Raw genomic sequence first — 25,870 nt, 5'->3', positions numbered from 1 at the left:
CATCGCCTTGCGTTCATGGGACTGCACATATCGGCAGTCGCCGAGCATGCCGGCGTGTCCAGGAGCCGCAACGCCCTAGGCTCTGTCTGCATTTATAGGATTCGCATTTCAGAAGATTTCTGATTCAAGGTCGTTGAAGGAGACGATCTTTGAGCAGACGAGTGCTGACGGACGAGCAGTGGAGCCGGATTGAGGGGTATCTTCCGGGTCGTGCCGGGACGCCTGGGCGGAGCGGAGTGGATAACCGGCTGTTTGTCGATGCGATCTTGTGGATGGCAGGGAACGCAGCGCATTGGCGGGATCTTCCCGAGGTTTTCGGGAAGTGGACAGGGGTGCATGCGCGCTTTCGCCGCTGGTCTCACAATGGCGTGTGGGAAGAGCTTTTCCATGCCATGGCCGATACGCCCGACTTTGAGTATGTCATGATCGACAGCACGATCTCGAAGGTCCACGCTGATGCGAGCGGCGCAAAAGGGGGGCTCAAAGTGCCGCCATCGGTCGTTCGCGCGGCGGCCTGACGACCAAACTGCACGCGGCCGTCGATGCGATCGGTCTGCCGCTTCGGATATGTCCAACACCAGGGCAATATGGCGATTGCCCGCAGGCTCAGACGCTTCTGTCCGGGCTGGAAGGCGTCGGCCACGTCATCGCCGATGCTGCCTACGATGCCGATCCGCTACGCGCCTTCATTGCCGGTGACCTCCGCGCAACCGCTCAAATCAAGGCCAATCCCAGCCGCGCTGTCGCGCCGCCCATTGACTGGAGGCTCTACAAGGAGCGCCATCAGGTCGAATGCTTCTTCAACAAACTCAAGCGCTTCCGAAGGATCGCCCTGCGCTGCGAGAAAACCACCGCTGCCTTCATGGGCTTCGTCCATCTCGCATGCGCCATGATCTGGATACGATGAATGCAGACAGCCCCTAACCCTTGCCTGGCCGATAGTGGACGACGAGCAGATCACCCTCCAGGCTTTCGCTCAAACTCTGGGCGGTGCTGCCGATCAGCGCGTAGAACAGCACGCCGCAGCCGTGGCCGCCAATAACGGTGAGGTCGGCATGCTCGTTCTCGACATAATCGGCGAGCAGCCGCCCGGGCATACCATGCTCGATCGCGACATCGGCGCCGGCCCTCACGCCTGCATCGACACGCTCGTCGCTGAGGAATTTCGCGCCACGGTCCTTTTCCATCGTGCGCAGGTTGCGAACATAGTCCCTTTCATCGAGCATGCCCGAGAAGGGCACGTCATACGCATGTAACAGAGTCAGGTCGCGCGCGGGAAACAGCGCAAACGTGGTCCGGAGCGCCTGTAGCGAGGCCTCGGAGAAATCCGTCGCCACGACCGCCCGACCAAGGTCGGTGATATACTCCTGGTTCAGCTCAGCCACGGATACTTTCCTTACTCGAGATGAAGAGATCATGATTTCGGTCAGGATTCAACCGTATCCACCGAGCCGGTGACCTGCATTATCCCGATCTGGAATCCGGAGCAGCGTGGGACATGTATCACGAAATTGCCGGTTTCGATTCAATAAGATATGCTGAATGATTAGGGTGTGGTGGTTCGCGTACTACAGCCGTCTTGTTCAGTGGGAATACGCGCAGTACAGCCGTATCTTGCTGTTTTCAGGCCGTAATGCGCCCGCAGCACCCGTGCGTAGGGTCCATTACAAAACGGCCTCGCGCCGTGCGTCCCGCCTTACGCAGCGCGCTCGCGCTGCGCAGCCTCGCACCGGCAGGCGCGGGGCACTCTTGCTGCAAATCTACAGAGCGAATCGGTACGATGGTTTTTGGAATGTCGATCATGGGTGGGGTCTCCCCAAATACAAAAAAGAGGACCGGGCATCAGGCCCGATCCCGAGGTGCAATTAGCCTTGCTGGGCGATCAACATATGCGCTTCATGGATGAGCATCGCCGTCTCGTCGTCCCGGCCCTGCGCCCGAATGATCCAGTACGCATTTGAGCGGGCGGCCATGCGGGCGAGGTCGCAAGCCTTGTTCCATTCGGCTTCATATTCCTCGTCGCACTCGCCGGTGATCACGACATCGCCGGTCTCGTGATCGGTGTAGCCGTAATATTGGCCAGCGTAGGAATTGGCCCGTTTGAGGTGTCGCTCGATCTTGCGGATGAGCGCGAAACCTCTCGCCTGTGCATGGAAGTAATGGGGTTCATGGGTTTCGACGAAACGATCGAGATCGGGTTCGATGGCAAGCATGGAAGCCTCCTTGGATGGGGGCCGCAGGCGACAGGCACCGCGGGCCGATAGATGGGATGGGTCGGTGAAGGATCGACAGGAGCGGCCAGGCGCGACGCCCCGCCGGTTCCGCAGGAAGCGGCAATCCCCGCTTGCGCTGGTCCGTCGATGTGGCACAGTCGCAGGTGACGGGCAGGCCATCGGGGAAGGACGATGGAAATGCCGAAGATGACGGAAAGGGATCGGCTCGCCGATCTGGAAGCGCGTCAGCGCAAGATGAACGATGAACTGGAAAGCGCGCGCCGTGTCCTGCGCGGCAAATATGCCGCGATGATAGCGGAGGTGCCGGTGGAGAAGCTCACGGAAAAGGATTTCCGGGAGCTTCTGACACAGGCGATCCGGGTGGGTGGCAGTGCCGCGCTGACGGCGCTCAAGGGATTGCCCGCAGCGACCTGATCGCGCCGCAGGCAGTCACAGGTTCCGGCAGGGATGCGCCTCGAGAAAGCTGTCCCTGTCGGAATCCGATCGCAGCGTGACGAACCGGCCTTCAGGATCAAGCCAGATCGCAATGAAACACCCCCGCGCCGCTAGCCGGAGGATATTGGCGAGACTTCCCCGACTGCGACCGTCCCAGATCACCAGACCGCAGGACGCATCTTGCGCCATCGCCTTGTCCTTGGGCGCGTGATAGGCAGCGGTGCCCTTCGCCCCGGAAGACGGGATGTTTCGGGTAGGCCATTTGCCAAGGTTATTGCGCGGTCCATCGCCCGAACAATAGACCATGACGGCATCGATATTTCGATCGGAAAGGAAGCGCTGGACGGCACGGTCCGCGCCGCGCGCATCCCCGATCAGGACAGGAAGCGCGCGCTCGACGATACCGTCGATACGCTCGATGACGGGTTCGGGAAGCGCGGTAATGGACAGCGATCCTGAAATGAAGACCGCCGGGTTGGTGGATGATGGAAGGATGTGGTCGGACATGGCTTTAATCTCCTCGAATGAACCAATCGTCCCTGCCCTCCTCTTCTCTATGCGGCGGAACCGGACCTTGCCGCCTCAACCAACCCCGCCAAAACCGCACCCGAAGGGTGTCCCTGCGACGAGCACGGCGAAGCCGCGCGCAGGAGGCCGGGACCGCCCTGGCGGTTCCGCATCGGCCCCGCGACGGGCCCGCTTGCGGGTCCCTGAGCGGGGGCGAGAGCTACGCTCCAAAAAAGAAATGAGGACCGGCCCGGTGAACCGGACCGATCCTCTTGGCAAGCTCACTGCGCCTCCCATCCCTGATCGCTGAGCCTGACGAACCGCGCCGGTATACGCTTCTCCTTCACGAGGCGCGCGAGGTGCGATTGCAGTCCCGATCCTTCGCAGACCAGCGCTTCGACGGGTCGGAGGCCCACCATCTGCTCGTTGCGCACGAACCCCGCCCGCTTGCCCAGCTTTGCGCTGAGGCGGAACGTGATGAGCTTCACCTTGCGGGAGGCTGCCCACGCTGCGGCCATGGCGTCGCACCCCTTGTCCTGTGCGGTCGTCGCCAGCACCATCGTCGGATTGCGGGTTTTCGCTTCGTCGAGTTTCGCCCAGATGAGGCGGTCGTCGAACCATGTGTCGGCTCCCCCTGAGAAGATCACGATGGGCCCTTGCGGGTTGTGTGCGTCGGTGCGGCGCTGGCGGCGGGCGGCAAGGAAATCGGTGGCGGCTATGACCGAGGCGGTGCGCTTGCTCGACACCAGCGACCCCTTCGGCGCGGACCACGGCCGTCCGGTTTCGGTGTGGAAGACGTCGGCGGCATGGTCGCGCATGCACCGCAGGGCGTCGGTCGCTTCGTCGAGAAATTCGAGCGTGTCCCGTGCCTGCTCGAGTTCGACGCCGTGGATTTCGCTGCCGTCGGCGCACCGCAGCAGGTCCTGAACATCGCGGGTCGCCTTTTCGGCCTGACCCTCCCATTGCTGGGCGACATGATGGAAACTGTTGACGATGCCCCATGCGAGGCGTTCGGCAGCAGGCTGCAACCGGGTGTCCCGCAGCACGTCGAAGAGCGTCGTGACGATGAGTTCGACGGCGAGCTGCGCTTCCCTCGGATCAGGCATGTCGGTCGCCATCTCCTCCTCACCGCGCCCGATGCGGATACCCTCGAGATTGGAGGCGAAGGCGGCGTGGAAATCGTCGGTGGTGGCCGTCGTTTCCTGCGCGATGAATTCGGCGATGTCGGAGAACGGGCGGACGGAGCGGTTGATAGTCGTCATTGGAACCTCCTGTTGAAACGAAAGAGGTTCCCCCTTGGGCACGGGCTCCGAGCGGCGGGGTCAAGGATCGCGGAGCGACCGGCGCAGCCGGCGATGGGGGTCACGATTTTTTTGGGCGGCCACCATCATCGCAGGCCAGGCGCAACGCCCAACCCGCCAAAAAAAATGGTGGGGCCCCGTCGTCCTTGAGGCCGACGCGGTCCCGTGCCACCATAGGAATTCTTGAGAGAGAGAAGAGGCTTTGCGAATCTGGGGCTCGATGCCCCTGATTCGCAAATGGGTGCCTCCGGACGCCTCCCTCAAAACCCATGGACGGTGAGGGCCGGGGTCAAGGACCGCGGCACGCGGCCGCGAAGCGGCGGTGGGGGCAACGATTTTGCGGAGCAAAATGGTGGGGCCCCGCCGTCCTTGACGCCAACCGACGCCTCCATGACGATCATGGGAATGGAAGGGTATTGCAAGCTTGCTCGCGATGCCCGCATCTCCTGCCTGCTCGAGAACACGTGCCCGGCTCAGGCTGCCGGCGGGACATAGGCGGCGAAGGGATCGCCCTCATGCAGGTGCCCGAATGGCGTGAAAAGAAATTCGTCCCGGCTCCGGCCGACGGCGCACACGACAAAGCGCGGTTCACCCGAAGCCGCATCGGCGCACTCCATCAACGAGAGATCGCCGCTCAGGGCGGCATGCAGCAATGTTTGAAAATTGGCTCGGTGGTGATCGGGTATCGCCATGACACGTCCCCATGAAAATGGGGACAGCGCGAAGCGCCGTCCCCGACAGGATGAATGAACCTCGCGGCTCTTATGCCGCCCGACGGTGCCGGCCCCGCACTGGCGGAGCGATCTTCTCGGCCGGAGCCTGATCCGCCTTGCGGAAGGCATGGATAGGGACACCTGCCTTGCGCAGCGCCTGATAGAGGTTCGCCTGAATGCCCGACCCCTCCCCCAGCAAGGCTTCGACGGGTTTGAGATCCACCAGCTTGCGGTTGCGCGCGAAGGGCGCACCGCGTCCCGAGCCCGTCAGCGAATAGGTCACGAGCTGGACCTCGCGGTTGCCGGCCCATGAGGCCACGATCGCGTCGAAGCCCTTGCGCTGCGCGGTCGTCACCAGCGTCATGTGCGGGATGCGCTCGTGGATGGTATCGAGCCGGTCCCAGAGCTGCTGCCAGTCATGCCACTCGGCATGACCCGAGGCGACCACGATCGGACCACGCGGGCGGTAGCGCTCGCGTTCGGCGAGTTCCCGGGCGCGCAGGAAATCCTGTATCGATACCTGCGTGGCGGTCGCGACCTTCGATACGCGCGAGCCGCGCGCGGGCGACCATGGGCGGCCCGAAAGCACCCGAAAAGTGTCGGCGGCATAGTCGCGCATGCACTCGACCGCCTCGCGCTGTTCGCTCAGCGACTGGCACAGGAGTTGTTTCTCCTCCAGTTCGGTGTTGAACACCTCGGAAGGATCGGTACGGCGCATCATGTCGCGCAGTTCGTCGGCCAGCGCATCCTCCTGTCGCTCGAGCTTGCCGGCGACGAAGTGGAAGCTGTTGACCATGCCCCATGTAATCTCGGGCGCAAGCGCATCGAGACGGGTGTCGGTCAGCAGATCGAAGATGGTTGCGATGATGCCGGCGCAGTCGGCTTGCGCGTGGAGCGGCTCGGGCATGTCATGCTCGCCCGGTTCGTCCCCCGGGCTGATGATCGAAAGCGGGATAGGGTCGCCAAAGGCGCGCTTGAATTCCGGCGTCGCCGTGATCTCGGCGAACAGCGCCGGCAGGTCTGCGAAGCGGCTGATGCTGCGCGAATGTTCTCGGGTCATGGGAGTTCTCCGTGGACATGAAAAGAAAAAGGGGCGCGGACGCGATGGCGTCCCGCCCCCCGGATGTCGGTTCAGTGCAGGCTCGCCCGGATGCCGGCGAAGGCGGCCGAGCGCGTCAGGACGGCTCCGACGATTTCGGCGGCATGCGGGGCAAGGGGCGTGCCCTCGAGCAGGTCGTAAATGGCGGCGATGATCTCGCCGCAGGTGATCCCCGTCGGGATCTTCGGAATGTGTGCGCCAAGAAGCGGCGGCGAAAGCATGTCCCGGATGGCGGGACTGGCCATGATCGCGGCGCAGAGCGCGGAGAGATCGGCGAACGGGGCGAGGTCGTGCAACGAAGGGAGCGGCATGGGCTGCCTCCTCAGACAGGAGAAAAGAAAAGGGCCGGGGAAGCCTGACGCCTCCCCGGCCCGGAACCTGTTCCGATCAACCGGCGATCAGAACGGATCCTCCTCGCCGAACGGCGCACCCGCGCCGGTCAGTTCGCCGCCTGCACCCACGGTGCTGTCGCCGAAGCCGCCCTGATCGCGCGGGCCGCGATCGTCATAGTTGGTGCGGCTGACGCCCATGCCGCCGCCGAAGTCGGAGCGCATGGTGTCGCGCCGCCATGCGACCATGTAACCGCCATGATCGGCCGGGAAGAGCGCGATCGGCATCGGTTCGGGCAGGCTGGGATCGTCGATGTTCCCGGCGAGGAAGACCTCGCCCGTGCGCTTCGACACGGCTTCCCACAGCGCGCCGATCTGGACCCAGCGACGCGCGACGTTGAGGGCGAGGATCTCATAGACCGGGGCCTTCTCGTTCTCGCTCATCACCTTGCGCAGCCCGATGCGGGGGAGATCGATCGTGCGGGTGGCGATCGAGCCCGTCAGGCGGTTGTTCACATTGAAGATTTCACCGATGTTCATCGTCTTGACCTTTCGAATGTCGCTCGGAAACCATTCTCCGGCGACACCCTCCCCGGTCCTTCTCTCCTCTCTGTCCCGCCCTCTCCCCGCGCGCCGTCCGCCCGTGGACCAGCGCTCCGCTGCCTCCCGCGCGACGCCGCACCGCCTGCCCCGCGCGCAACGCCACAGCCCGCCCGCAACTCTGCGCGACCACCGCGACATGGCGCGAGGCCGGGACGGAGGTGGGGGGGGCCGAAGAGGGGCTGGGGAGCGAGGCTGGAGGCGCGGCGGTAGCCGCGCTGGCGTTACGCCAGCGGAAGTAGCGGTAGCGGCGCGGGCAGCATAATCAGGCGGTCCCTGCAGGCGGAACCGGCGGACCCATGCTGGAACGGCACCAGCCGGTGCGTTTCCGGTATCGGGAGCAATCGGAGGATGGCGGCGGGCCGCGCGGCGGGATCGCCGTAGACTTCTGTCTTATGGGGGATAATTTGTGGGACCAACGGCAAGAGGCACTGGACCGGATTGGCTGCGAGGTGGCGGAGCAGACCTTTGGGCGGACTATGCTGATCTTGTCGGCCATCATCCCAAATGGCCGTATGGCTTCCGGTATCAGGGAGGTGCAATGGTGGACGAGAAACTGGAATCAGGCTGCTCGGGGGAACTCATCCGGATCATTGCTTGACGGGGAAGCACAGGCCCGCCCGGCATTGAAACGCTCGATCCATGTGCTGATATGGGATCGCTGCTCGATCGGAACGGCTGCAGCCACACGCTGGAATTCGAGAAGGTCGAGCGGCGCTGTCGCGATGATCTCGTCGATCTCATCGGGATCGAGCAAGCCTTCGGCACGGATGAACGCGGTCATTGAACCGGGACGTTTCTTCGTCGACTTGCGCCATAGTCCTTCGACGGTTCGAAGCCTCGGCGCGGCGCGCGCTTCGAGCAGAACGATAAGGCGCAATTCCTCGCGCGGCAGCGCGCGCACCTCCGAAATTTGCATTCCGGAACAAAAGAAGCACGAACTCTTATAAAAAGGAGGCAGACCTTCATCCGCGATAAGGCGCTCACAATCTTCTCGTGTAAAATCCCATTCTCTCAGCGGATATCTGTACTCGAAGAGCGGATCGACATGCCCCACGCGATGTGCGTAACGTTGATTGTCGCGAACGGAGCAATCGTAGCCGATCAGGCGGACAATCTTGCGGCCCTTTGCCCAGGCGTGTTGCGCCGGAGGCCATGCCTTGACCCATTTATCCTGCGGGGAGATTTTATGGCGGGCCGAACAGCTATGCTGACCGAAGGCTATCGACGGCAATGTCCCATTCGTCAGGCAGGCATCGAGCAGCGAGGTGTAGGGCGGCCAATGTTTAAAGAACCGGGCCTGATATTCGACGATCTCGTTCGGAACGCCATGATCGTCCATCCACTGGCGAAATATCGGGATAAGCCTGCGCGTGTGCGGCTGTTCGGGCATCGCCGCCAGCAAGGTCATGTCAGGGATTTCGCCGCGCCGCACGAGTTCGATGATCATCGCGGTCGAATTAGTGCCCGCCCCCCATGCCGCGACGACGGGCGCACGACTGCCCGCGCTCATGCGACCATCGCCAGCCAACGGTCGGGCCATGGCGGCGGACGGGTGGTGACGCGATAAGCCTGAAAAGGCGCGAGACCGCGCACGACATAATGAGGAACGCCGGTGGCGCGCCGCAGGTTCAGCGCAATGCGATAGGCGCGATCGAAGGAGGATAACTGGCTTCTCAGCGGTGAGAGGCAGGCGGGCGGGACTGGCAGAGCCATGGGAACCTCCGAAAGGAGTTGGCCGGGAATGGAAATCGATCAGGCCGCAATCGGCAGATCGGGTGGATCGAGAGCGAGGAGACTGTCCAGCGTCACCGGCGCGCGGCTTGCCCGGCGCGTTCGCGGTCCCCGGCTTGGCCGTGCCGGATCATTGAACCGGTAGCCGATCCGCGCCGCATGCTTGCCGATCACCGCCGGATCGCGGCCGAGCGCCTCTGCGACATCGACCATCGAAACGCCATGGAGCCAGGCGTTTTGGATAGCCCGATCTTCATCGCTGCTGAATGGGCGCATGAACCCGTGGACAAGGCCCAGATGGTTGGCTCTGTAGAGCACAGCGCGAAGCCCGCGCCCTAATGCCTCGGCGATCTCACGCGTCGGGATTTTGCCATAATCGGCGCGCAGACGCGCTTCATCCTCTGCGGTCCAGACCGGCCCCTGCCGAAATCCGTCACGGCGGACATGGGTGCCGCGAAGCTTCAGCGCTTCAGCGCGCCATCGGATGGAATGGGACGAACGGCCCAGCCTTTCCCGTAGCGGCGTGAGACTCGCGCCTGTCGCATAGGCATGGCGGAGCAGATCATCCTCTTCAGCGATCCACGCACGTCCCCAGCCTCGTCCATAGCCGAGCATGCGCAGGCGTTGCCCCAGGCTGCGGCTGTTGCGCTCGGGAAATCCTTCGTGGGCCAGCATCCGGGCAATGGCCATATAGCGCGCTCCCGTGGTGGCGAGGTTGAGCGCACGGGTCATTTCCGCGTCGCTCCAGTCGTCCGGCTGGCAGGCATGACGCAGGCCCAGCACCGATGCGCGCGCGATGACACCGCTTAGCGGTCGCCCGATGAGGCTGGAGATTTGGGCGACGGGAACGCCCTTTTCATAGCCGGCGCGAAGTTGCGCATCTTCCCATCCACTATAGGGTGGGGACCCGGGCTCGGACAGGCCGAGCAGCCGTGCGCGGGCATAGAGGGCACTCACGCCCCGGCCAAGCCGGGCGGCCAGCGTTGCCGTCGGGACATGTGCGTAGCAGCGTGCCATTTCCTCATCGTCCCAGTCGCTCCAGGATCGCCGGGAGTTACGGCGCAGGCCAAGGTCATGGATACGCGTGGCGACACCTGCCCGGGGCCTGCCGAGCATGGTGGCGATCTCGTCGATGGTTCGATCATCGGCAAATGCCGCGCGCAGGCGGCTTGTCTCATCTGGGAGCCATGCGTCCGTACGGAAAGCCAGCTCTACAAGCGGTGCGGTCGGAACGGCTTCCGTTTCGGGGACAAAGGGTGTCAGCTCGACGATATCGGCGTCGAGATCGAAGCTGTTCTGGGTCATGGTGCGCTCCTCTCAGACCAGGCCGACGACGGGCGTATCGACGACGCGCAGGCGCAACCGGGCCGACAGACGCGCAATACGCGTATCCCCCCGCGGCATCGTGTCGGACGCGCCGATGGCAGCGAGCAGATCGAGCCCGGCGTCCACATCGTTTGTGGGTAGTGCGAGATGGCGCGCAAGATCGTCGGCCGTGGTGGCATTGGGCGCTATGTTGCCCAAGGCCCCGACAATGCGCGCCGCGGCGGGAGCGGCAGGGTCCAGCAGAAAGGCGTCGAGCGCACGTTGCCCCCGCATGGCGGCATGGCTGGTCCTGCTCGGTGCGACCTCGCGCAGATTTTCAAGGTCGAGCAGAGTGCGGCTCTCGTCCGGGCCAGGGTCGGCCGCGGCCACCAGATCGGGCGTGCGGCCGATATGCGGTGTGATCGTCGGATCGATTTTCGCGAGGACGGGCGTGGCGGCCAGCGCGGGACCGAAGGCGAAGAACTCGCCGGGTGGAAGCAGGCGTAGCAACGCTGCCTGATCGCTGCCGAACCCGAGCAGGTCGGCGGCGCGGGCCACATCGCGGTCAAACACGTTGAGGCCGATCAGATGATTATGCAGTTCCGAGACCACCGAACTGGCGAGTTTCGCGAGGCGCTGCGTGGCGATGATCGTGCCGATTCCGCGCTTGCGGCCCCGTGCGCACATGTCGGTCAGTGTGGCAACACCCAGGCGGCGCGTTTCCGCATCGCGAGCGGACGCCGCCATATGCGGTGCGAGCAGATGCGCTTCGTCGATGCAAACCAGCACCGTATGCGCCCAATGTTCGCGTTGGGCGGAGAGGAGTCCTGCGAAAAAGGCGGCAGCTTTCTCGATGCGGTGATCGGGTTCCAGATCAGTGAGATCGAGGTGAAGCGCAATGCGGTGCTGGCGCGTGCGGAGCGCAAGGGCGGTAAGACCGTCATTGGCATAATCGCGCGCGACAACCGTCGTAGCGCCGATATGCGCGGCCAGATTGGCGAACTCTCCCTCGGGGTCAACGATGATGGTCGTAAGATAGTCGAAGGCTTCCTCGATGATCCGGCGCAGCGTCTGGCTTTTGCCCGCGCCGGATGATCCCTGGATGAGGCAGCGGCCCGACATCAGCTTGCCCAGATCCAGTTCCAGGGGACCAGTCGAGCAGTGGCCGAGCGGGACGCGGGCGTCGCGTGTGAAACTGCTGATGGGAATGTTCATCGGGCATACTCCTTCACCGGCCGCCAAAGGCGGCCGTATGCATTGAGTTTGGAGGGGAAGTTCAGGCGGCGATCGCTGCCGGAAGAATGATGGGTCCAGCATTGCGCCAGTCATGACCGGCCGCTTCCAGGGCATCGGTCACGACAGCGAACTGGCGATCGCCGTCATCGTGGAGGATTCCCAGCGCGCAGGCGTCGACCATCACCTGGCTGAACAGGCCGGCCCGATAGGCGTCGAAATCCTGCCCGGCGCCGAATGGCGCCTCGCATGCTATCCACAGCGATGCCTCGATTTCCCGGATCAGCGCGGACGCGCGGTCCAGTTTCGGATCGCGAAAGAGCGAGCGGCGGCGCAGCAGGAGCTCAGGCGCCCAGCAGGGGCCTTCCGGCTGCTCGATCTGCTGTGCGGCAGCCTGCCATCCGCTTTGCGACAGCGTGTCGGGTGGCAGGAAGGCGACGATATCGTTGAACCAGCGCAGCTGATGCATGCAATGGATACGCGCGCCGATGGCGTCGCGCCGGTCCAGCGCATCGGGATAGTCGGCCTCGAGCGCCGCTTCCAGTTCGGCGGGTGTTAGCGCGATGAAGCAGGCACACTGCTGCGGATCGGGAACGGCGCGGGACGCATAGAGTTCGGCCAGCGGGACCGGTGCAGATGCGGGAGCCGGAGCGTCGACAAGGGCGGGCGCCACCGCGCGCCAGAGCGCATCGGGATAATCGCAGAGGGCGACAGCATGTTTGAGCGTGCCGCTGTCGTCAACATCGATGAGGTTGAGCTGCGCCCCGCCGCGGATCGACGATATGGCTGCGGGATCGAAAAGAGCGACCTGCAAGGCCGAGCGTTCGAGGCTGCTGAGCGCGACATGGGTGACAGGATGGTCAGTGGAGCCCGATGGCAGGATCATGCTGCAATCTCCGTGCTTTCAAGGATTTTCACGACCAGTGTGGTGTCGTTCTCGCAAGTCTCGCAGAAGGCTGCGTCGAACACCGAGCCGAGCACCCAGTCCTGGGTGTCATCGTCCCAGCAGGCCCAGGCGTCGCGCATCACATCAGCGCTGCCGCAAGAGCCGCATCGAACGGTGGTCCTCCCGGCCACAGGGTTCGCGGTGGCCACCGGTGCGGCAAGATCGCCGGCGTCCTCTGACGCTGTTTCTGTCACCTCGGAAAAGACCGGAAATCGCTTGCAAGGCGGTTCGTCACGGTCGAAGCTGATCCAGTTGGCGCCGGTCTTGCGCGCGTGGGTCAGCAGCGCCCAGATTTCAGGGGAGAGTTCGTCAGGGCGCTCGGGCCAGTCATCGAGCAGGCCAAGATGATCCCACGCGCTCATATTGATGGCTTCGAGGATAGCGGCATCGTCTCCAAGAAGGATCCGGGTCGCTTCGTGCTGCGCATCGCGCTCGAAGGCTCGGGATTGGGTTTCCCAGCTGTCGCAGTCGCTGTCGTCACTCGAACAGAAGAGGCTCGCATAGATCATGCGGCCCAGTCGAGCGGGTTTGATGCCACCGTCCTGCGTCGCGAAGATGAGCGCCTCCTCCAAATCCCAGCCGCCGTTGCGGCACACAAGAGCCGGGATTTCGACGGCATGGACGCTTCGCGATGCACCCTCGTGCCCAACTTGGGCGACAATCAGTTCGACGACAATCCTGTCGCTGAGGCCTGAAGCCATATCAGCGGGGAGGCAGGTCTCGTCATCATAGCGATATTCCGCGCCATCACGGTGAATGCGAAAGGAGATCTGCTCAATGATCGGCAGGGCGTCATACCAGGCATAGCCTTGCAGTGGACGTTCCGCTTCGACCAGTTGAAAGTCCCGGAGGGGCAATTTGTCCCGGGCGAGCGCCAGAGCCTGCGCAATGTCGGGTTCCAGCGTGGGAACAATCAGCATGGCGCCCTCGGGAGCCATCGTTGCGCTAGCGCGTCCATGGCAATCGTCGGCAGTTTCCGGGCGCCACGTTGAAAGTCCGGAGCGCACCTCAGGCAGTGCCACGCCAAGGTCGCCTGCCCGTTGCCAATTGGCGAATGCGAGACGATGATCTGCCTTGGCGCCGATGGCTTTGTAAATGGCGCGTTCCGCGGCTTCGCGAAGGGCCTGCAGCGCTGTGCTTTCGATGACCTCCTTGCGGGCAGGCAATAGCAACTGGATATCGTGCGCGTCGACAATATCGATCCGGACCGCCCAGTGGTCGAAACTGTCCTTGATCTCGCCAATTGTGGGCAAGGCGCATTTGACACGCAAACCGTGAAAGTTGATGCGGCGGCCATGTTGCAAGTCTGGGTCGAGATTATAGACGCCAATACGGCATCCGCATGTTTCCTCGACGAACAGAGCTTCCCGCAGAAAATCTTCTCGCGGCTGCAACATCCCGTTCATCGTTATCGGCAGGGGAAAGTGGAGCGCGACATCCGCGACAATGCTGTTCAAACCCAACTGCCAGTCATCGGGCATTTCGACAGAGATCAGCGTGCCCCAGCCAATCGTGCCTTGTTCAAGCGGTAGCGGTGCGCCGCTGTCCCAAGCCTCTGCCGGGATGCGCACTTTCCATGCCGTGCCGGCCGATGGTGAGAAGGACTGGATGTCGACGGTGCGGCCGGCAAGGCTGAACATGCCCATGCCGGCGGGATCTTCGGATCGCGCGATGTCATGGTCCCAGCCCGAATGCCCCAACAGCAGCAGGGCAGCCGGATCGTCGATGCCGCAACCATCGTCGCGGATGTGCAGGCAGAACCGGCCATCCTGCCGGGTGAGATCGATGGCGATGCGCGTGGCGCCGGCCCGCCTCGCATTCTGGCACATTTCGTGGAGGCAGTCCCGGCTGTCGCCCGAGAAGAGACGCGATGCGCGGCGGATCGCGTCCTGGCTGACGGCCGTCTGGATGGTGGCGGGAAGAGGCATGATCATCTCCGGTCTCGGCGACGGACCCTCTGTCCGCCTCTCTTGCGCCGCCCCCTCCCCTTTCATCCCGGTTTGCCGATGAGATGTGGGCAAGACGGTTGTCGCCAGGATGACCGTCCTGCAAAGAGAGAGGGATGAGCCATTCAAACGATGCGAAACTGCGCGATCTTCTGCGGCGATTGCCCGACTGGATGAGAAAGGATCTGGCCTCGAGCGATGTGACAAGACGGGAGCGCGCGGAAGATGCGCTCCATGTGATGTTGTTGTCGCTGCTGGAGCGTGGGGCCGATAGCCCATGATCGGGTGAGGCCAGAATAGGTTAGCGCGCAGCCTGATCGTCGGCGAGGAAAATCGACCAATCCCCATATAGTATGCCGCCATATTCAATGAGATCGTCGATCACGTTGAATTGCCAGTCGCAAAGCGGTCCGTGACCGTTGCTAACGCCGCTCGCGCGCCACTGCGCCATGACCTCCGGGAAAAAGCGTTCCATGACGTCCGGGGCTGCGGCGAATTTCAGTTGGCACATGTAAGTCACGTGGATCGAAGCCAGCGGTCCGATCACGGGGCCATCGCTGCCCCAGTCCTCCATCTGTTCGCCCGGCGTGGCGCGGCCGTGGTAGAGCCGAAGATAAAGCTTGCCCGATTGTAGCGGCAGGGCGGAAAGTGTCGGCGGTGTGCGTACGCTGGCCGAGCGGCAGGGTACCGCGGCGCGTTCAAGCGTTCCAATCATCGGGATTCCTTTCGATTTTAGGATCACCAGTCGTGGACAGGCAGATCATCCGAGCGGTCACCGTCGCAATCGAGCAGAAGGAACTGGAAGCTCCGGCTTCGGCCGAACGCCATCAGGCGCAGCAGGTCTGCCGGCAGTTGCGTCTGGCGCGCTTCGTCGAGCGAACGGGTGGGAATGAACCAGCCGTAGACGGAGGCGGCGATGTCGATCGGCCGCTCGGTCGGCGGCCAGGATGCCCAGCCATCGAGAAGGCCGGCGGTCTGGACCGTCAGATGCGCGGTCGAGAGCACGCAATAGCGTCCGGTTTCCACCGATTTCGGAGCGAGGCTTGTGTGGAAAAGCGGCGGCGTGACCTGGAGTAGGTCTTTGGCGCATCCGTCCGAGGGGTGCCCGTCGAAATAGATGGCAATCACGGTTTCATCGTCCAGCGTGACGGGATCGCGCTCGTCGCCAGTTTCTTTCCACCACTCGCGGCACCAGGCGGCGATTTCCGCGTCCAGAGATGACTCATCGATCGCGGCATGAATATTGGTGCCGTAGCGGTGCTCGATAGCGGCGGCATGAAGCTTGACCGGCCAGGGCAAGGGCGATCGTTCGATGTGGTCCTCGGCGCTGTGGATTGCCGCGATCAGTTCGCTGCGCGCAGAGTGTGCGAGGTTCTCGGGATATTCGATGGCCGAGCGTATCCGCGCCAGCAGAGCGAGGTGATCGTCGCGGCCGGCGATATCCGTCGGTCCCGGCGATGGCTCTTCCCCCATACCGGTCGGCCAAGCCTGTTCAGTGTCCTGTCCGGCCGCATCGGAACGCAGGACCGGGTGGTGCGGATGGGACCAGTCGACGCTTTCGGCCAGCCATCGGCCGATATAGGCCCAGTCGAGACCGAAGGGGCAATCGTCATCAAGGCCCTGCAATGCCCGTTCGACCGTAGCGGTCCAGCTGAGTATGATGGGACGCAGGGTCTCAGCCCCAAGCCTGTCGAACGTTCCGCGGATGGCCAGGGCGCGGTCGAGCGCATCGGGTTCGGCGGCAGGCCGATCACGCAAAGTCAGGACCGCCTCCCATAGGCAGGCGGCGATTTCGAGATGAAAGGGGGCATAGCGGGTCATGGGCTCAATCCTGCTTCAGGCTGCGCGGCGGTGATTGTTGCGACAAAGGCCGAGATCGGTGGCGATCAGCGTTTCGATCCTGGGTGCAAGGCTATCGAAGGCAGCATTGAAATCGATGCCGGAGACGCGATGGCGGGCCTCGCCAGGCTCATGGTCGAGCAGAAGCATCGGCGGAACGAGACGCGCGGTCATTTCAGGGAAAATGGCCTGCAGGATGATGGCCTCGACACGGCGCGACACGAGGTTGAGGCGCGCGGCCAGGCCGCAATGCACGGCGAGATAGCGCTCGAACCAGCGGCCTGGCGCCAGCACGTCGGCGAGCCGGGTACAGGGCTGCCGGCCCGCCGGTGTCGGGACATGAAGAATGACAACATGGTGCCGACGGTGGAGAGCAAGCTGGTCCAGCGGGACCAGGACCCGATAGCTGTAAAGCGGAGCCTGCCCGCTGATGCGGGTCCTGCAGGTGATCATATCCATCGGGCATTTCCTTCATATGCGTGCGCAATACTGCTCGCGGTTTCACGCACGCCCCCTCCCCCCTTCGCTTCGTAACCCGGTCGTGAAGGCGGTCTGTATGTCCTTGAAGAAGGGGCCCGATCTGGCTGAAACGGATGTCAGCTCTCTGGCTCGCCACCGCGACAAGTTGCGTTGTCGTAGATGGGCCTGTCTCCCGGTCGCCATGGGATGGGATTCCAGATACGGCCATTGTAGCTGATGCGGCCGACGACGATGCCCTCCCGGATGAGCTCGGCTTCCGGGAATGCACTGGCGCCAAGACCAGTCTGATCGCGGCGTTCGCAATAGTGGCGCGACGCTTCCGCGAGCGTTTCCACCATGATGTCTGGATATCCGGCTTGCCTGACGATCAGGGGCAACCGGTTTTGCTGGCCTGGTTCCATATTTGGGCCTTTCGCGTTCGGGCGCATGGCCGCGTTCCTCAAGGGCAGGACATCATGGGCGGGGCACGTCATAACGAGGGTCGCACCTCGCCTCGCCCGGATAAAGGCCCATCGGATCGGGCAGAAGGAGTTGGACGACGGCATATTCCTCATGGCCAAGAAAGCGCCCGACCTGGATAGTGAATGCGCTGCGCGCCGCCGCCCCGGCAAGGCGCGGACGGATCGGGAAGGCGCCGCCGATATCGATATCCTTGTCGGGCACCTGGTCCGCCTGACGCATTCGCCGACCGACTTCGTTGAGAACCGATGCCATCAGGTGCGGCGCGAAATTGCCGATGATCAGCAGTTCGGGCAGGCCGAGGCGGGCGTTGCCGATCGTGTAGGCGAAGCCCGCCGTGTCGGCGTCGGGGAAGATTGCGAAAATATGTTGGCCCGCCCTGTCGATGTTGGATTGAATGACGGCCGTGCTGGTCGTGAGGATGGTCATGATGGGCTTCCAATTTCCTGATGCGAGCCGGCGTCGCCTCGTTCGGGACAGGTCAGTAGTGCGGGACCGCTGAGGCGAAGCGGCGCAGCATTGCCGCCATATGTTTGCGCAAATGCGCCTTGTTGGAGATGATCGCTTCAGGTCTGAGCGGTTCGCCCTGCGGGGTCATGAAGCCGGTTGCGGACGTTCCGTCTTTGAGTTCGACCACGATGTGGTGGCCGCGCGGCCGAGCTCGCCCTGCATAACGGGCCGTGAATTCGCCAAGACGGCCGGAGAGCCCCTGGGCGATCTTCGTCCAGCAGATATGACCGCCGGCCTTGGTTTCGCCGGCATCCAACCCTCGATCGAGCCACACGCGCAGCTGGCCGCGTTGCTGGATCACGGAGTTTCGTGTTCTCTCCATGGTGCGGCATAGCGGAAGCAAATCGGCGTGACGGTCGATCCAGTCGAGATCCGCGCCATGCGCGACAACCAGAAGATCATCAGGATCGATATCGGCGAGCAGGACAGGCAAGGAGCTGAGCGCACGCGCCGTTTCGGCGTTGCAGACACTATTCCATAGGCGAAATCCCTGTCCGGGAAGAGCCAGAATGGCTGTCATCGCCTGATGACCTGGCCGGGACTGGAGCATGGCGGGAAGGTCAAGACCGGTGTCCGCCGCGGTGGCCTCGCCTAGGATCAGCAGGCGCCTCGACCATCGCGTGGGGCGCGGCGCGTCCGTGGGGAGAGGCCAACTGCTTGGGAGCGGCCGGGACAACGGCTGGCCAGGGGCGCTTCGTGCCTCACATGGCATCGCGGCAGCAGCAGCATAGGCACGCCTGGCCGCATCGAACGGGTCGTCATAGCAGCCTCCCGCGTCGCGAAAGCCCTGAGCGTAGGCACGCTCGAAAGGATCAGCGTTCGCGCCACTCGGGGTATGGAAGGATCGGCGCGGCTCCCAGCCTGAAAGTGCCGCAATAGTGCCGTCCCCATATTGAACGGCATCGTCCCAGTCATATCCATGGCGGATCCGGGCCTGCAGGATGACATGATCGCGCGTGTCGGCGCCGCCGGCGGCCACACGGCGCTCGATAAAGGCGAAATTCCGGCGTTTCCTCTCGCGTTCGCCCTCCTCGTAGATGGCGTCGTTGAGAGGACGGAGCGCTGCGACCCGTTCACGAATGCGGGCCATCCGGTCCTGCGCTGGCGCCTCATTTGGAAGATCCGGGAAGTCAGCCCAGGCGCGAGCCAGTTGCTCTGCATGATGCTCAGGGCGACCCCGCGCGATCCAGCATCGCGCATCGGCGGGATCGAAGGCTGTCGAGGCTTCAGTCATGGCAGCTGTGGCCGGCCGCGTCATAGCGATCGGGATCGGCCGCCCCAACATGCCATCCGAACATGGCGCCGGCCTGCATGGCTGCGATCGCGGCGGGCGTTACGTTGAAACTGGCGTTGAACGCATCGACGGCGATGAGCGAGGACATCGGCCAATATCCGGTCTCGCCGCGCTTGATGATGATAGTCTTACCGGTGTCCGGATGTGGGCAGGCGCACATGTCTGGAAGCTTTTCCAGATTGGCGAGACGCCGCGCCGCATCGTCGAGGCGAAGCTTCGGCAGGTTCCAGAACCAGGATGGCCCGAAATGATTGCGGATCGTACGAAGCGATGCGCTATCTGGCTCACGCTCGTCGTCGCCGTTCATCCATTTGAGATTGAGCGCGTCTTTCCAGCGCCTGCCATGGCGCGCGCGGAAATCGAGCAGCGCACGCCACATGCGATCGTCGGGTTCCTGCATGATGATTCCCCTGATCGGGACCGGCCACTGCGACGCATGATACGGCGCAGTGGCTGGCTTTTCGGCGTGATCGCAGACCCGCGTCAGGCGGGCCGGACGGTGGCAGTGCGACGCAGATCGGGAATGCGCGCATTGTCGTAGACGCTGTTCACCGACATATGCAGCGCCTGCTGCTGCGCACTGAACCATGTCGCGGCCGGAATCCGATATGTCTCGGTGGCGAAAGGGTCCGACCCGCTGAAAAAGGCTACGTCGACGGTAAACTCCTGGAAGGGAGCAGATTTGTGGGGACGCATGAGAGCATCCTTTCATGAGAAAGGGCATCCTGGCACGGGACCAGGATGCCGGACCGGAAAGGGGAGAAGCGAAAGGAGGTCGGACGTCAGAGCGCCTGTTCGAGGAGCTTTCGGGCCTTGGTTTCCAGTTCGAGGCGGCTGTCCTGATGGGGCTTTGTCCGGGCAAGCGCGGTTATGCCCTGCACGAAATCATAGATGGATTCAGGCGGCCGGCCTTCCTCGGCAAGCACGGTCTGGATGATCTTTGTGGTTTCCGCTTTGGAGAAACCGCGCCTGCGCAGGAAAGGTTCGCGATCTTCCTCCTTGCGCGCGACGATCCGTTCGCGCGCCGCCTTGATGCCGGAGATGAAATGCGACGGCGAGGAGTTCGCAAAATGCTCGAGTGCGGGTGCCGCCTGATGAGCAAAACGGGCGCCGGCGAATTTCGAGTGGCGGATGTTGACCTCCTCGAAATTCTCGACACCCCAAAGGCATCTGTTCGCGCAAACGCCTCGGAGGTAAAAGGTTGCGATGCCGAGGGTTTTCGAGCCGACCTCGCTATTCCAGGCATAGAAGCCGCGGAAATACAGGTCTGGATCACCATTTGGCAGTTTTCCTGCCTCGATCGGATGGGTATCATCGACGAGGAACAGGAAAATATCTCTGTCCGAGGCGTAAAGTGTCGTCGTCTCCCTGGTGATATCCACATGAGGGTTGTAGGTCATACTGCCCCACTGGATGGTACCCGGGACCTTCCATCGCGTATCGCCGACGCCATCACCGGCGAAGGCCATCACCGCCTGGACCAGCTCCCAGTCGAAAATGCGACCATATTCGGAACCGGTTGCAGCCCGCAGTTCGGTCCTGCCATTGTCCGTCTGCAGCAGTTTGACCTGCTCCCCGCGGTGGGTCATGAGCCCGTGCTGCAGGTTGATGCCCGCAAGGGCGGCCGGAAGCTGGCGCAGATAGGAAGCCGGCGCTCCAACCAGGCTCGCCACCTGGCCGAAGGACCAGTTGGTCGGCGCCAGCGGGCGATCATCGCCGGGCGCCATCAGCATCAGGCGTTCGGGATTGTCGCTTTTCGCCTCGACCCGGATCGCGCGGCTTTCGACGATGCGCGTGGTCGCCCGGTCCGCGCGGCCGCGCACAGCATCATAGAGGCTGGTCAGCGAAAGATACTTCTCATCGTCGGGGCGTGAAAACCATTCCGACGATACGCGGCTGCTCATTCGGCCGCGCGAGACATCGATGCGATAGGGGGCGGATACAGGGGGCGCTTCGTTCATGCGGGCAAGGGTCGCCATGGGAACCATCTCCTTGAGAGTGAGGAAGGACGGGACGATCCACGTCTCCCGTCACATTCCCGCCCCTCCCTTCCCTTTCCTTGCGTCTCGCGATCCCGGCTTCGCAACGCCCGGATTTGACGCTAGGATAGAGGCCGCGTTCCAAATCCTCCTTCTGGCTCATCCATTGATCGCCAGGAGGTCCATACAGTGACGACGTTCGGTATATTGGTCCAGCTGATCCGGCTGATGCTGTCGGCGGACCTCGGCGCCAGGCGAAGCCTGATAGAGGCTTTTGCTCTTGAAGCCCTTGTGATCGCGATGGGCGTTGCCGGACCCTATGCGCTCAAGCTGCTGATCGACACGCTGGCGGGACCAGTGGGACCGCCTGTGCAATTGTTGTTGTACATCCTGCTGTTCGTGGGATGCTGGGCGGGTGCCTCCATCCTGGAAACGGCCAGGCTTTCCTGTACCGCGATTATGGTCGATGCACTGGGCCGACGCCTCGCCACCCATGCGCTTGCCGCCGCCCTGCCTCAAATCACCGCGGCGCGCGACAGCCGGAGCGGACGCGTTCCTGGCATGCTGGAGCGATTGCCCTATAGCCTGACGCTGGTCGTGGAAGGATTGATCTGGCGGCTGGGACCCGTCTTCCTGCAGGCTCTCGCCAGTCTCGCGGTGATCGCCAGCCTGATCGAACCGCGCTATGTCCTTATCCTTGGGCTTACGCTTCTGGGATTCCTCGGGGCGACCTGGATGGGTGCGGCACGCCACCGTGTGCATGCCGATGCGACCAATGCGGCTGCATCGCATGTGTCCCGCACGATCGGCGACATCGTCCGCAATGCCCGCCGCGTCATCCTCAACGGCGCCCTCGATCGTGAACTCCTCTATGTGGGCAGGACATTGAGCGCCAGGCGGCACGCCAGCGTGGCCATGTACCGTTCGCTGACCGTCATGGCGTCGCTGCAATTCTGCATTGTCGGCGCCGGGCTTGTGGCCCTGCTGATGCTGGCCGGACTGGACGTCGGCAAAGACCGAATGACGGCAGGCGAATTCGTGCTGCTGCAAACCTACGCCTTTCGGCTGACGGTTCCGCTGAGCGCGCTGGGCTACATCCTGGCGCAGGCGGGCGTCGCGATCGCGAACATCCGCGACGTGCTGGCATTAACGCATGACGATGGCGAGCCGGGTTGCCGGCAGCCCGACCGCTTTGCCGACGCCGATCTCGCCGCCGAAAATGTGAGCTTCAGCTATGGTGATGGCCTGCCCGCTCTCGCCGGGATTTCGCTGCATATCGCATCAGGGCGCTTCGTCGCGATTGTTGGCCCGAATGGTTCAGGCAAATCCACGCTTGCACAAATTCTGGCCGGCGTGCTCGCACCTGCTTCGGGAAAAGTCGAGATTGCAGGGGTTGATATGGCGACGATCCCCTGGGGGAAACGTCATCGCCATATTCTTTATGCGCCGCAGTTCATCGGTCTGTTCAACCGGTCGCTGCGGGAGAACATCCTCTATCCCCCGGCGAACCAGCAGATCAGCGACGTCGAGGAACTGCTTCATGTCTGGCGCTTCCACGAGCCTGGAAGACCGATCGACTTCGATATGGAATTGGGAGAACAGGGCGAGCGCCTGTCGGGAGGCCAGATCCAGAAGCTGGAGCTTGCCCGGTTGGCGGGGGTCGACGTGCCGGTCCTGATACTGGATGAAAGCACATCCGCACTCGATCCGCGCAGCGAGGCAGATGTGATCGCAAGGCTCCGGCGCAGGACAAATAGCGCGACGACGCTCATCATGATCACCCATCGCCTGGCGACAGCCAAGGGCGCCGACCAGGTTCTCTTCATGCAAGGCGGGAAGCTGGTCGGCAGCGGATCGCATGCGGAATTGATGCGGCGATGCGCGTCCTACCCGGCTCTGTGGCATGGGTTGCAAGAGTGAGGTTGGAGGAGAGCATCCCGGCAAGGTTTCCCAAGCTTCGCACATCGGCGTATATGTTCAATGGAAGGGGTTCCCGACGCCGGTAAAGCACAAAGATTATCTGTCCCAGCGACATCGAGCGGTCGTGGCCGCCGCAAAAGCGGCAGGCTTGCTGTCAGGCACAAACATCTCGCTCAGCGCGCGCGTGTCGCGTCAACTCATCGATCGCGCCAAGATACGTAGCGGCGTCGCCTCGACAACCGATCTCGTCGAATATGCACTTGCCAAAGTGGCGCTCGAGGATGATTTCGGGGCAAGGCTGGTAGGCCGGAAGGGGACGATTCCTCCGGACATTGCGCTTGGGGCTTGATCGCATAGCGTCGCTGCGAAGAGTGATGACGGGGCCGCGCCTCAGCTTTTGCTGACCGAAGCTTCGCTTGTTCGCGTCACACCTCGTCCCGCAGAGCGGAATAGACGTCTTCACCATATAGGCGGGCGGTCTGGCAGCTTTCATCCCAGAAATGCGTTCCGGCGCGGAGGCGGGCGGCAAGCCAGAGTCCGGTGTCCAGGGTGCGCCAGGTGCCGATGGCGGTCCACAGTCCGTGCGGAGAATATTCAAACCAGAGCTGGCGACCGAGCTGGCCGCATTTCATCTGGAATGCCCAGCCGCGATGGTAGCGCTCGGCCCTGACCTCGTCCCCCGCAAATAGATCGGGCAGGATGCGTTTCATGCTTTCGCCGTGGCGGATCATTGAGGGCTTGCCGAGGACATAAGCGGTTCGGCCTGAAAGAGATCGGCCGCCCACTGCGCGACCCAGGCGTCAGAAATTTCGTTGTGCGAGAGTTGCCCCTCCTCGATCAGCGCCCGGATTTCGGCGCGTGCCTGCGCGATCGCCCTCTCCCACGGATCGCGCGGTGGGCAGTCATCGGGGCCAAGTGGCAGTTCGCCCTGTATCGGCGTCGGCGCGTCGGCGGACCGCGCATATTGGCGGCGGGCCCATCTTTCCATATGATCGGCAACGAAGGCATCGGTCTTGGAGATGCCGCGCTGGCGCGCCTCGATCCTGCTGGCAATTCCGAAGGCCTGGCTGTCGACTGTCTGGATGCGATGTTCGAGCCCGCGCAGCTTGCTCAAGGCCGTGCCCTTTATGCCGAAGCCATGTACCATTGTCCCTTCGCCCAGAATGCGATCGAGATGCTCAAAAATGGCGATCACGCCGTCACTGCCGCCGACGGACCTGCGGCACATCGAGCCGATCCCGACCAGAGGCACGGCATCGATGATGTCGCCAAGCGCATCGATGCAAAATTCATAGTCGCCCGCAACCCTGCCCTGCACTACGGGCATGAAGCGATGGGCAATGCCGCGGTCGTGCGCGCCGCGCCAGCAATCGCGATTGACCCGGATGGTTCTCGAAATCCGGTCACGCACCTCTTCGCGATCGGGCGCGATCTCAGGTTCGACGCAATAGTCCATGCTGGCGAACCAGCGGAACGGATAGCTTGCTGCGAGATCGAGATATTGTTCGGTCGCCCAAGGATATCCGCGATATTGGGACAAAGCCACGAATCCGGCGGAATCCAATGATAGGTTGGACAATCCGTCGGCATTTTTCAGCAAGTCCATGCGCCATCCCTGCCACTCGGGCCAGCCCTTGCTGCGGTTCCAGCGCGACAGCGCGTTCGCGGAGATGAGGGTCGGCACCTGCATGGCACGGGCGCGGTTCAATATCGGCCCCTCGCGCAGGTGCGGCAGGCCTATCATGATCTCGATCGCCATGGGGCTCAGGCGACGCGCCAGCGGCACCAGCGCTCTGCGGTCTGGCGAGCGGTGAGCAGGCCATGATTTGCGCCGCACCATCTGCGGAAAGAGGGATCGAGAGCAAGAGCAGGGTCGCCGAGCTGCGCGATGACATCCTGGATGAAGGCGTCGGCGGGATCCGTGTTGAGCCCGGCGCGCGCGGCGGTGATGGCAGCCTGAAGCCGCGCCGCCATTTTCTCGGCTTCTTCGAGCGAAATATCTTCGACGGCGCGCATGCCGCCGCGCGGTCCGCAGATGGCCAGCGTTATGACTGTCATCCCGGCCGACGTTCGGCTGAGTGCGGTGATATGGACATGATGGAACATGCCAGTCTCCTGCATTGTGAAATTCTGGATGGTCAGAAAAGGGTCAGTTGCTGTGGCATGGCCGGCGTCGAGGCGCGGGGCTCGCAAAACGGTGGGACCGTATGGCGCATCGGGACTGGCGCAGGTGGCGCTTCGACAGGATGCACATGCGTTTCGCCAGTGGGCTCATGGCGTCGTCGACAGGCGAGCCGGGCGTTCCATCCACCCAGAATATGGGCCGGCGTGTACCAATGCTCGGCTGTCTCGCCCGAAAGGGAGTTTCCGACCATGAGATGCGCCGGCACATGCAGCAGCGAGAGCTGGATATAGGCCATATGAATCGCGCGCGGGTCGATATCGATCGCAGTGACATGAAGATGGCGCTGATAGTTTATCCCGAGATCGCGCATGGCTTCCGCGAGCGCGATGACCATCGACCCCGCGCCGCATGCCGGCTCCATGGCGGTCACGAAGCCATGATCGCCGATGATCGATCTTACGCTTTCCGGATTTCCGATAGTCACCTTAGCCATGAATCGACTGAGCGTATAGGGCGTGAAGAATTGTCCCCTCGCCTTGTTGTGAAGCTCGAGGTCGTGAAACAGGGCGCCCAGTACGTCGCCTGGACCGGCTTCGAGAGCCTGCACCAGTTCAGCGAGGACTTGCGGAAACAGATCGAGCACATCTGGCCGGTAGTGGCCGACAATGTCGAGATAGCGCGCTTCGCGCGGCTCGCGCTGACGCAGATCGACGCTGTTGGCTATGGCGAGCGCCATCGCCTCCATGCAATGACCGAAAACGGTGTAGAGATCGTGGCGCGGCTGGCTGCGGCGGAGAAGCGCTGCCATCGCCTTGAGATAGGGCTCATGCATCGGAACCTCCGGATCGGTGATGAGGGGGAGACGGGAGCGCGCGGGCGGGA

32 protein-coding genes are annotated in these 25,870 nt (G+C 63.2%); 5 read left to right on the top strand and 27 right to left on the bottom strand.

All coding sequences use genetic code 11. From position 1 onward, the window contains the following. Window positions 1-149: 149 nt before the first annotated feature. Window positions 150-907 (top strand): IS5 family transposase gene (locus ATN00_RS23370; RefSeq protein ID WP_156415239.1). Its coding sequence is split into 2 segments (ribosomal slippage): window positions 150-468 and window positions 468-907, totalling 759 coding nucleotides; the frame shifts between segments, so codons are not numbered across the junction. A gap of 13 nt (window positions 908-920) precedes the next feature. Here ATN00_RS23370 and ATN00_RS07420 read toward each other — a convergent pair. Together ATN00_RS07420 and ATN00_RS07415 are read right to left on the bottom strand one after the other, a co-directional pair. Then, on the bottom strand, window positions 921-1,385 hold the full coding sequence (locus ATN00_RS07420; RefSeq protein ID WP_062063590.1) for a universal stress protein: 465 nt from the start codon (window positions 1,383-1,385) through the stop codon (window positions 921-923). A 480-nt stretch (window positions 1,386-1,865) separates the two neighbouring features. Continuing rightward, complete coding sequence (locus tag ATN00_RS07415; RefSeq protein WP_062063588.1) at window positions 1,866-2,213, bottom strand: hypothetical protein; 348 nt, start codon at window positions 2,211-2,213, stop codon at window positions 1,866-1,868. A gap of 198 nt (window positions 2,214-2,411) precedes the next feature. Between ATN00_RS07415 and ATN00_RS07410 the strand changes: the two genes are divergently transcribed. Beyond that, window positions 2,412-2,648, top strand: a complete 237-nt coding sequence (locus ATN00_RS07410) for a hypothetical protein (protein ID WP_062068516.1) — start codon at window positions 2,412-2,414, stop codon at window positions 2,646-2,648. Between the two features lie 15 nt (window positions 2,649-2,663). Here the strand turns inward: ATN00_RS07410 and ATN00_RS07405 are convergent, their stop codons facing one another. The 12 genes from ATN00_RS07405 to ATN00_RS07350 form a co-directional block, all read right to left on the bottom strand. Continuing rightward, window positions 2,664-3,176, bottom strand: coding sequence for a hypothetical protein (locus ATN00_RS07405; RefSeq protein ID WP_062063587.1), 513 nt, complete (start codon window positions 3,174-3,176; stop codon window positions 2,664-2,666). A 281-nt stretch (window positions 3,177-3,457) separates the two neighbouring features. Beyond that, window positions 3,458-4,438 carry a DUF2493 domain-containing protein gene (locus tag ATN00_RS07400; RefSeq protein WP_062063585.1) on the bottom strand — a complete coding sequence of 327 codons (981 nt, stop codon included), beginning with the start codon at window positions 4,436-4,438 and terminating at the stop codon, window positions 3,458-3,460. Window positions 4,439-4,950: 512 nt separating this feature from the next. Then, on the bottom strand, window positions 4,951-5,169 hold the full coding sequence (locus tag ATN00_RS23920) for a DUF6117 family protein (RefSeq protein ID WP_062063584.1): 219 nt from the start codon (window positions 5,167-5,169) through the stop codon (window positions 4,951-4,953). Between the two features lie 70 nt (window positions 5,170-5,239). After that, a complete protein-coding gene (locus ATN00_RS07390) occupies window positions 5,240-6,250 on the bottom strand; it encodes a DUF2493 domain-containing protein (protein ID WP_062063582.1) in 1,011 nt (336 codons plus the stop codon). Window positions 6,251-6,321: 71 nt separating this feature from the next. Continuing rightward, window positions 6,322-6,600 carry a hypothetical protein gene (locus ATN00_RS07385; protein WP_062063580.1) on the bottom strand — a complete coding sequence of 93 codons (279 nt, stop codon included), beginning with the start codon at window positions 6,598-6,600 and terminating at the stop codon, window positions 6,322-6,324. 87 nt (window positions 6,601-6,687) lie between these two features. Next, entirely contained in the window at window positions 6,688-7,158 is a 471-nt protein-coding gene (locus ATN00_RS07380) for a DUF736 domain-containing protein (protein WP_062063578.1), read from the bottom strand. Between the two features lie 622 nt (window positions 7,159-7,780). Beyond that, window positions 7,781-8,731, bottom strand: a complete 951-nt coding sequence (locus tag ATN00_RS07375; RefSeq protein WP_062063576.1) for a hypothetical protein — start codon at window positions 8,729-8,731, stop codon at window positions 7,781-7,783. After that, window positions 8,728-8,934 carry a hypothetical protein gene (locus ATN00_RS07370; protein ID WP_062063574.1) on the bottom strand — a complete coding sequence of 69 codons (207 nt, stop codon included), beginning with the start codon at window positions 8,932-8,934 and terminating at the stop codon, window positions 8,728-8,730. Before ATN00_RS07370 ends, ATN00_RS07375 begins: the two co-directional genes overlap by 4 nt. Before the next feature lie 39 nt (window positions 8,935-8,973). Beyond that, window positions 8,974-10,257: a hypothetical protein gene (locus ATN00_RS07365; protein ID WP_062063573.1), complete on the bottom strand. Its 1,284-nt coding sequence runs from the start codon at window positions 10,255-10,257 to the stop codon at window positions 8,974-8,976. 12 nt (window positions 10,258-10,269) lie between these two features. Then, entirely contained in the window at window positions 10,270-11,472 is a 1,203-nt protein-coding gene (locus ATN00_RS07360) for an ATP-binding protein (RefSeq protein ID WP_062063571.1), read from the bottom strand. Between the two features lie 61 nt (window positions 11,473-11,533). Further along, window positions 11,534-12,376, bottom strand: a complete 843-nt coding sequence (locus tag ATN00_RS07355; protein WP_062063569.1) for a hypothetical protein — start codon at window positions 12,374-12,376, stop codon at window positions 11,534-11,536. After that, window positions 12,373-14,364 carry a DUF5983 family protein gene (locus ATN00_RS07350; protein ID WP_231746414.1) on the bottom strand — a complete coding sequence of 664 codons (1,992 nt, stop codon included), beginning with the start codon at window positions 14,362-14,364 and terminating at the stop codon, window positions 12,373-12,375. Before ATN00_RS07350 ends, ATN00_RS07355 begins: the two co-directional genes overlap by 4 nt. Before the next feature lie 134 nt (window positions 14,365-14,498). On the opposite strand from ATN00_RS07350, the gene ATN00_RS23630 reads away from it, so the two are divergent. Then, window positions 14,499-14,663 carry a hypothetical protein gene (locus tag ATN00_RS23630; protein ID WP_197413683.1) on the top strand — a complete coding sequence of 55 codons (165 nt, stop codon included), beginning with the start codon at window positions 14,499-14,501 and terminating at the stop codon, window positions 14,661-14,663. Window positions 14,664-14,683: 20 nt separating this feature from the next. On the opposite strand, the gene ATN00_RS07345 is transcribed toward ATN00_RS23630, so the two are convergent. From ATN00_RS07345 to ATN00_RS07305, 9 genes are all read right to left on the bottom strand, one after another. Continuing rightward, complete coding sequence (locus ATN00_RS07345; protein ID WP_062063567.1) at window positions 14,684-15,097, bottom strand: hypothetical protein; 414 nt, start codon at window positions 15,095-15,097, stop codon at window positions 14,684-14,686. Between the two features lie 23 nt (window positions 15,098-15,120). Continuing rightward, complete coding sequence (locus tag ATN00_RS07340; protein ID WP_062063565.1) at window positions 15,121-16,203, bottom strand: DUF5983 family protein; 1,083 nt, start codon at window positions 16,201-16,203, stop codon at window positions 15,121-15,123. Window positions 16,204-16,218: 15 nt separating this feature from the next. Then, window positions 16,219-16,680, bottom strand: coding sequence for a hypothetical protein (locus ATN00_RS07335; RefSeq protein WP_062063562.1), 462 nt, complete (start codon window positions 16,678-16,680; stop codon window positions 16,219-16,221). Window positions 16,681-16,817: 137 nt separating this feature from the next. After that, the gene (locus ATN00_RS07330) at window positions 16,818-17,129 is read right to left on the bottom strand and encodes a hypothetical protein (protein ID WP_062063560.1); all 312 of its coding nucleotides are present in this window, start codon (window positions 17,127-17,129) and stop codon (window positions 16,818-16,820) included. 25 nt (window positions 17,130-17,154) lie between these two features. Then, on the bottom strand, window positions 17,155-17,589 hold the full coding sequence (locus ATN00_RS07325) for a DUF4262 domain-containing protein (RefSeq protein ID WP_062063558.1): 435 nt from the start codon (window positions 17,587-17,589) through the stop codon (window positions 17,155-17,157). 52 nt (window positions 17,590-17,641) lie between these two features. Continuing rightward, the gene (locus ATN00_RS07320) at window positions 17,642-18,904 is read right to left on the bottom strand and encodes a hypothetical protein (RefSeq protein ID WP_062068514.1); all 1,263 of its coding nucleotides are present in this window, start codon (window positions 18,902-18,904) and stop codon (window positions 17,642-17,644) included. Continuing rightward, entirely contained in the window at window positions 18,897-19,364 is a 468-nt protein-coding gene (locus tag ATN00_RS07315) for a hypothetical protein (RefSeq protein ID WP_062063556.1), read from the bottom strand. The genes ATN00_RS07320 and ATN00_RS07315 overlap by 8 nt, the downstream gene beginning before the upstream one ends. An 83-nt stretch (window positions 19,365-19,447) precedes the next feature. Next, window positions 19,448-19,660, bottom strand: coding sequence for a hypothetical protein (locus ATN00_RS07310; protein WP_062063554.1), 213 nt, complete (start codon window positions 19,658-19,660; stop codon window positions 19,448-19,450). A gap of 86 nt (window positions 19,661-19,746) precedes the next feature. After that, complete coding sequence (locus tag ATN00_RS07305) at window positions 19,747-20,943, bottom strand: hypothetical protein (protein ID WP_062063552.1); 1,197 nt, start codon at window positions 20,941-20,943, stop codon at window positions 19,747-19,749. 189 nt (window positions 20,944-21,132) lie between these two features. Here ATN00_RS07305 and ATN00_RS07295 point away from each other — a divergent pair, with 189 nt between their 5' ends. Further along, entirely contained in the window at window positions 21,133-22,863 is a 1,731-nt protein-coding gene (locus ATN00_RS07295; protein ID WP_062063548.1) for an ABC transporter ATP-binding protein, read from the top strand. A 124-nt stretch (window positions 22,864-22,987) separates the two neighbouring features. Further along, complete coding sequence (locus tag ATN00_RS07290) at window positions 22,988-23,212, top strand: hypothetical protein (protein ID WP_231746413.1); 225 nt, start codon at window positions 22,988-22,990, stop codon at window positions 23,210-23,212. A gap of 76 nt (window positions 23,213-23,288) precedes the next feature. Here the strand turns inward: ATN00_RS07290 and ATN00_RS07285 are convergent, their stop codons facing one another. The 4 genes from ATN00_RS07285 to ATN00_RS07270 are packed head-to-tail and all read right to left on the bottom strand — an operon-like array spanning window position 23,289 to window position 25,820. Next, window positions 23,289-23,573, bottom strand: coding sequence for a hypothetical protein (locus tag ATN00_RS07285; RefSeq protein ID WP_231746412.1), 285 nt, complete (start codon window positions 23,571-23,573; stop codon window positions 23,289-23,291). Between the two features lie 17 nt (window positions 23,574-23,590). Beyond that, a complete protein-coding gene (locus ATN00_RS07280) occupies window positions 23,591-24,622 on the bottom strand; it encodes a deazapurine DNA modification protein DpdA family protein (protein WP_062068509.1) in 1,032 nt (343 codons plus the stop codon). A 5-nt stretch (window positions 24,623-24,627) separates the two neighbouring features. Beyond that, window positions 24,628-24,969 (bottom strand): hypothetical protein, encoded by a 342-nt coding sequence (locus ATN00_RS07275; RefSeq protein ID WP_062063544.1) that lies wholly within the window; start codon window positions 24,967-24,969, stop codon window positions 24,628-24,630. A 32-nt stretch (window positions 24,970-25,001) separates the two neighbouring features. Then, window positions 25,002-25,820 carry an N-6 DNA methylase gene (locus ATN00_RS07270; RefSeq protein ID WP_062063542.1) on the bottom strand — a complete coding sequence of 273 codons (819 nt, stop codon included), beginning with the start codon at window positions 25,818-25,820 and terminating at the stop codon, window positions 25,002-25,004. Window positions 25,821-25,870 lie beyond the last annotated feature (50 nt).

This window comes from Sphingobium baderi (assembly GCF_001456115.1).
In the GTDB taxonomy this organism is placed as follows: Bacteria; Pseudomonadota; Alphaproteobacteria; order Sphingomonadales; family Sphingomonadaceae; genus Sphingobium; species Sphingobium baderi_A.
This window is presented reverse-complemented; position numbering and strand designations above follow the sequence as displayed.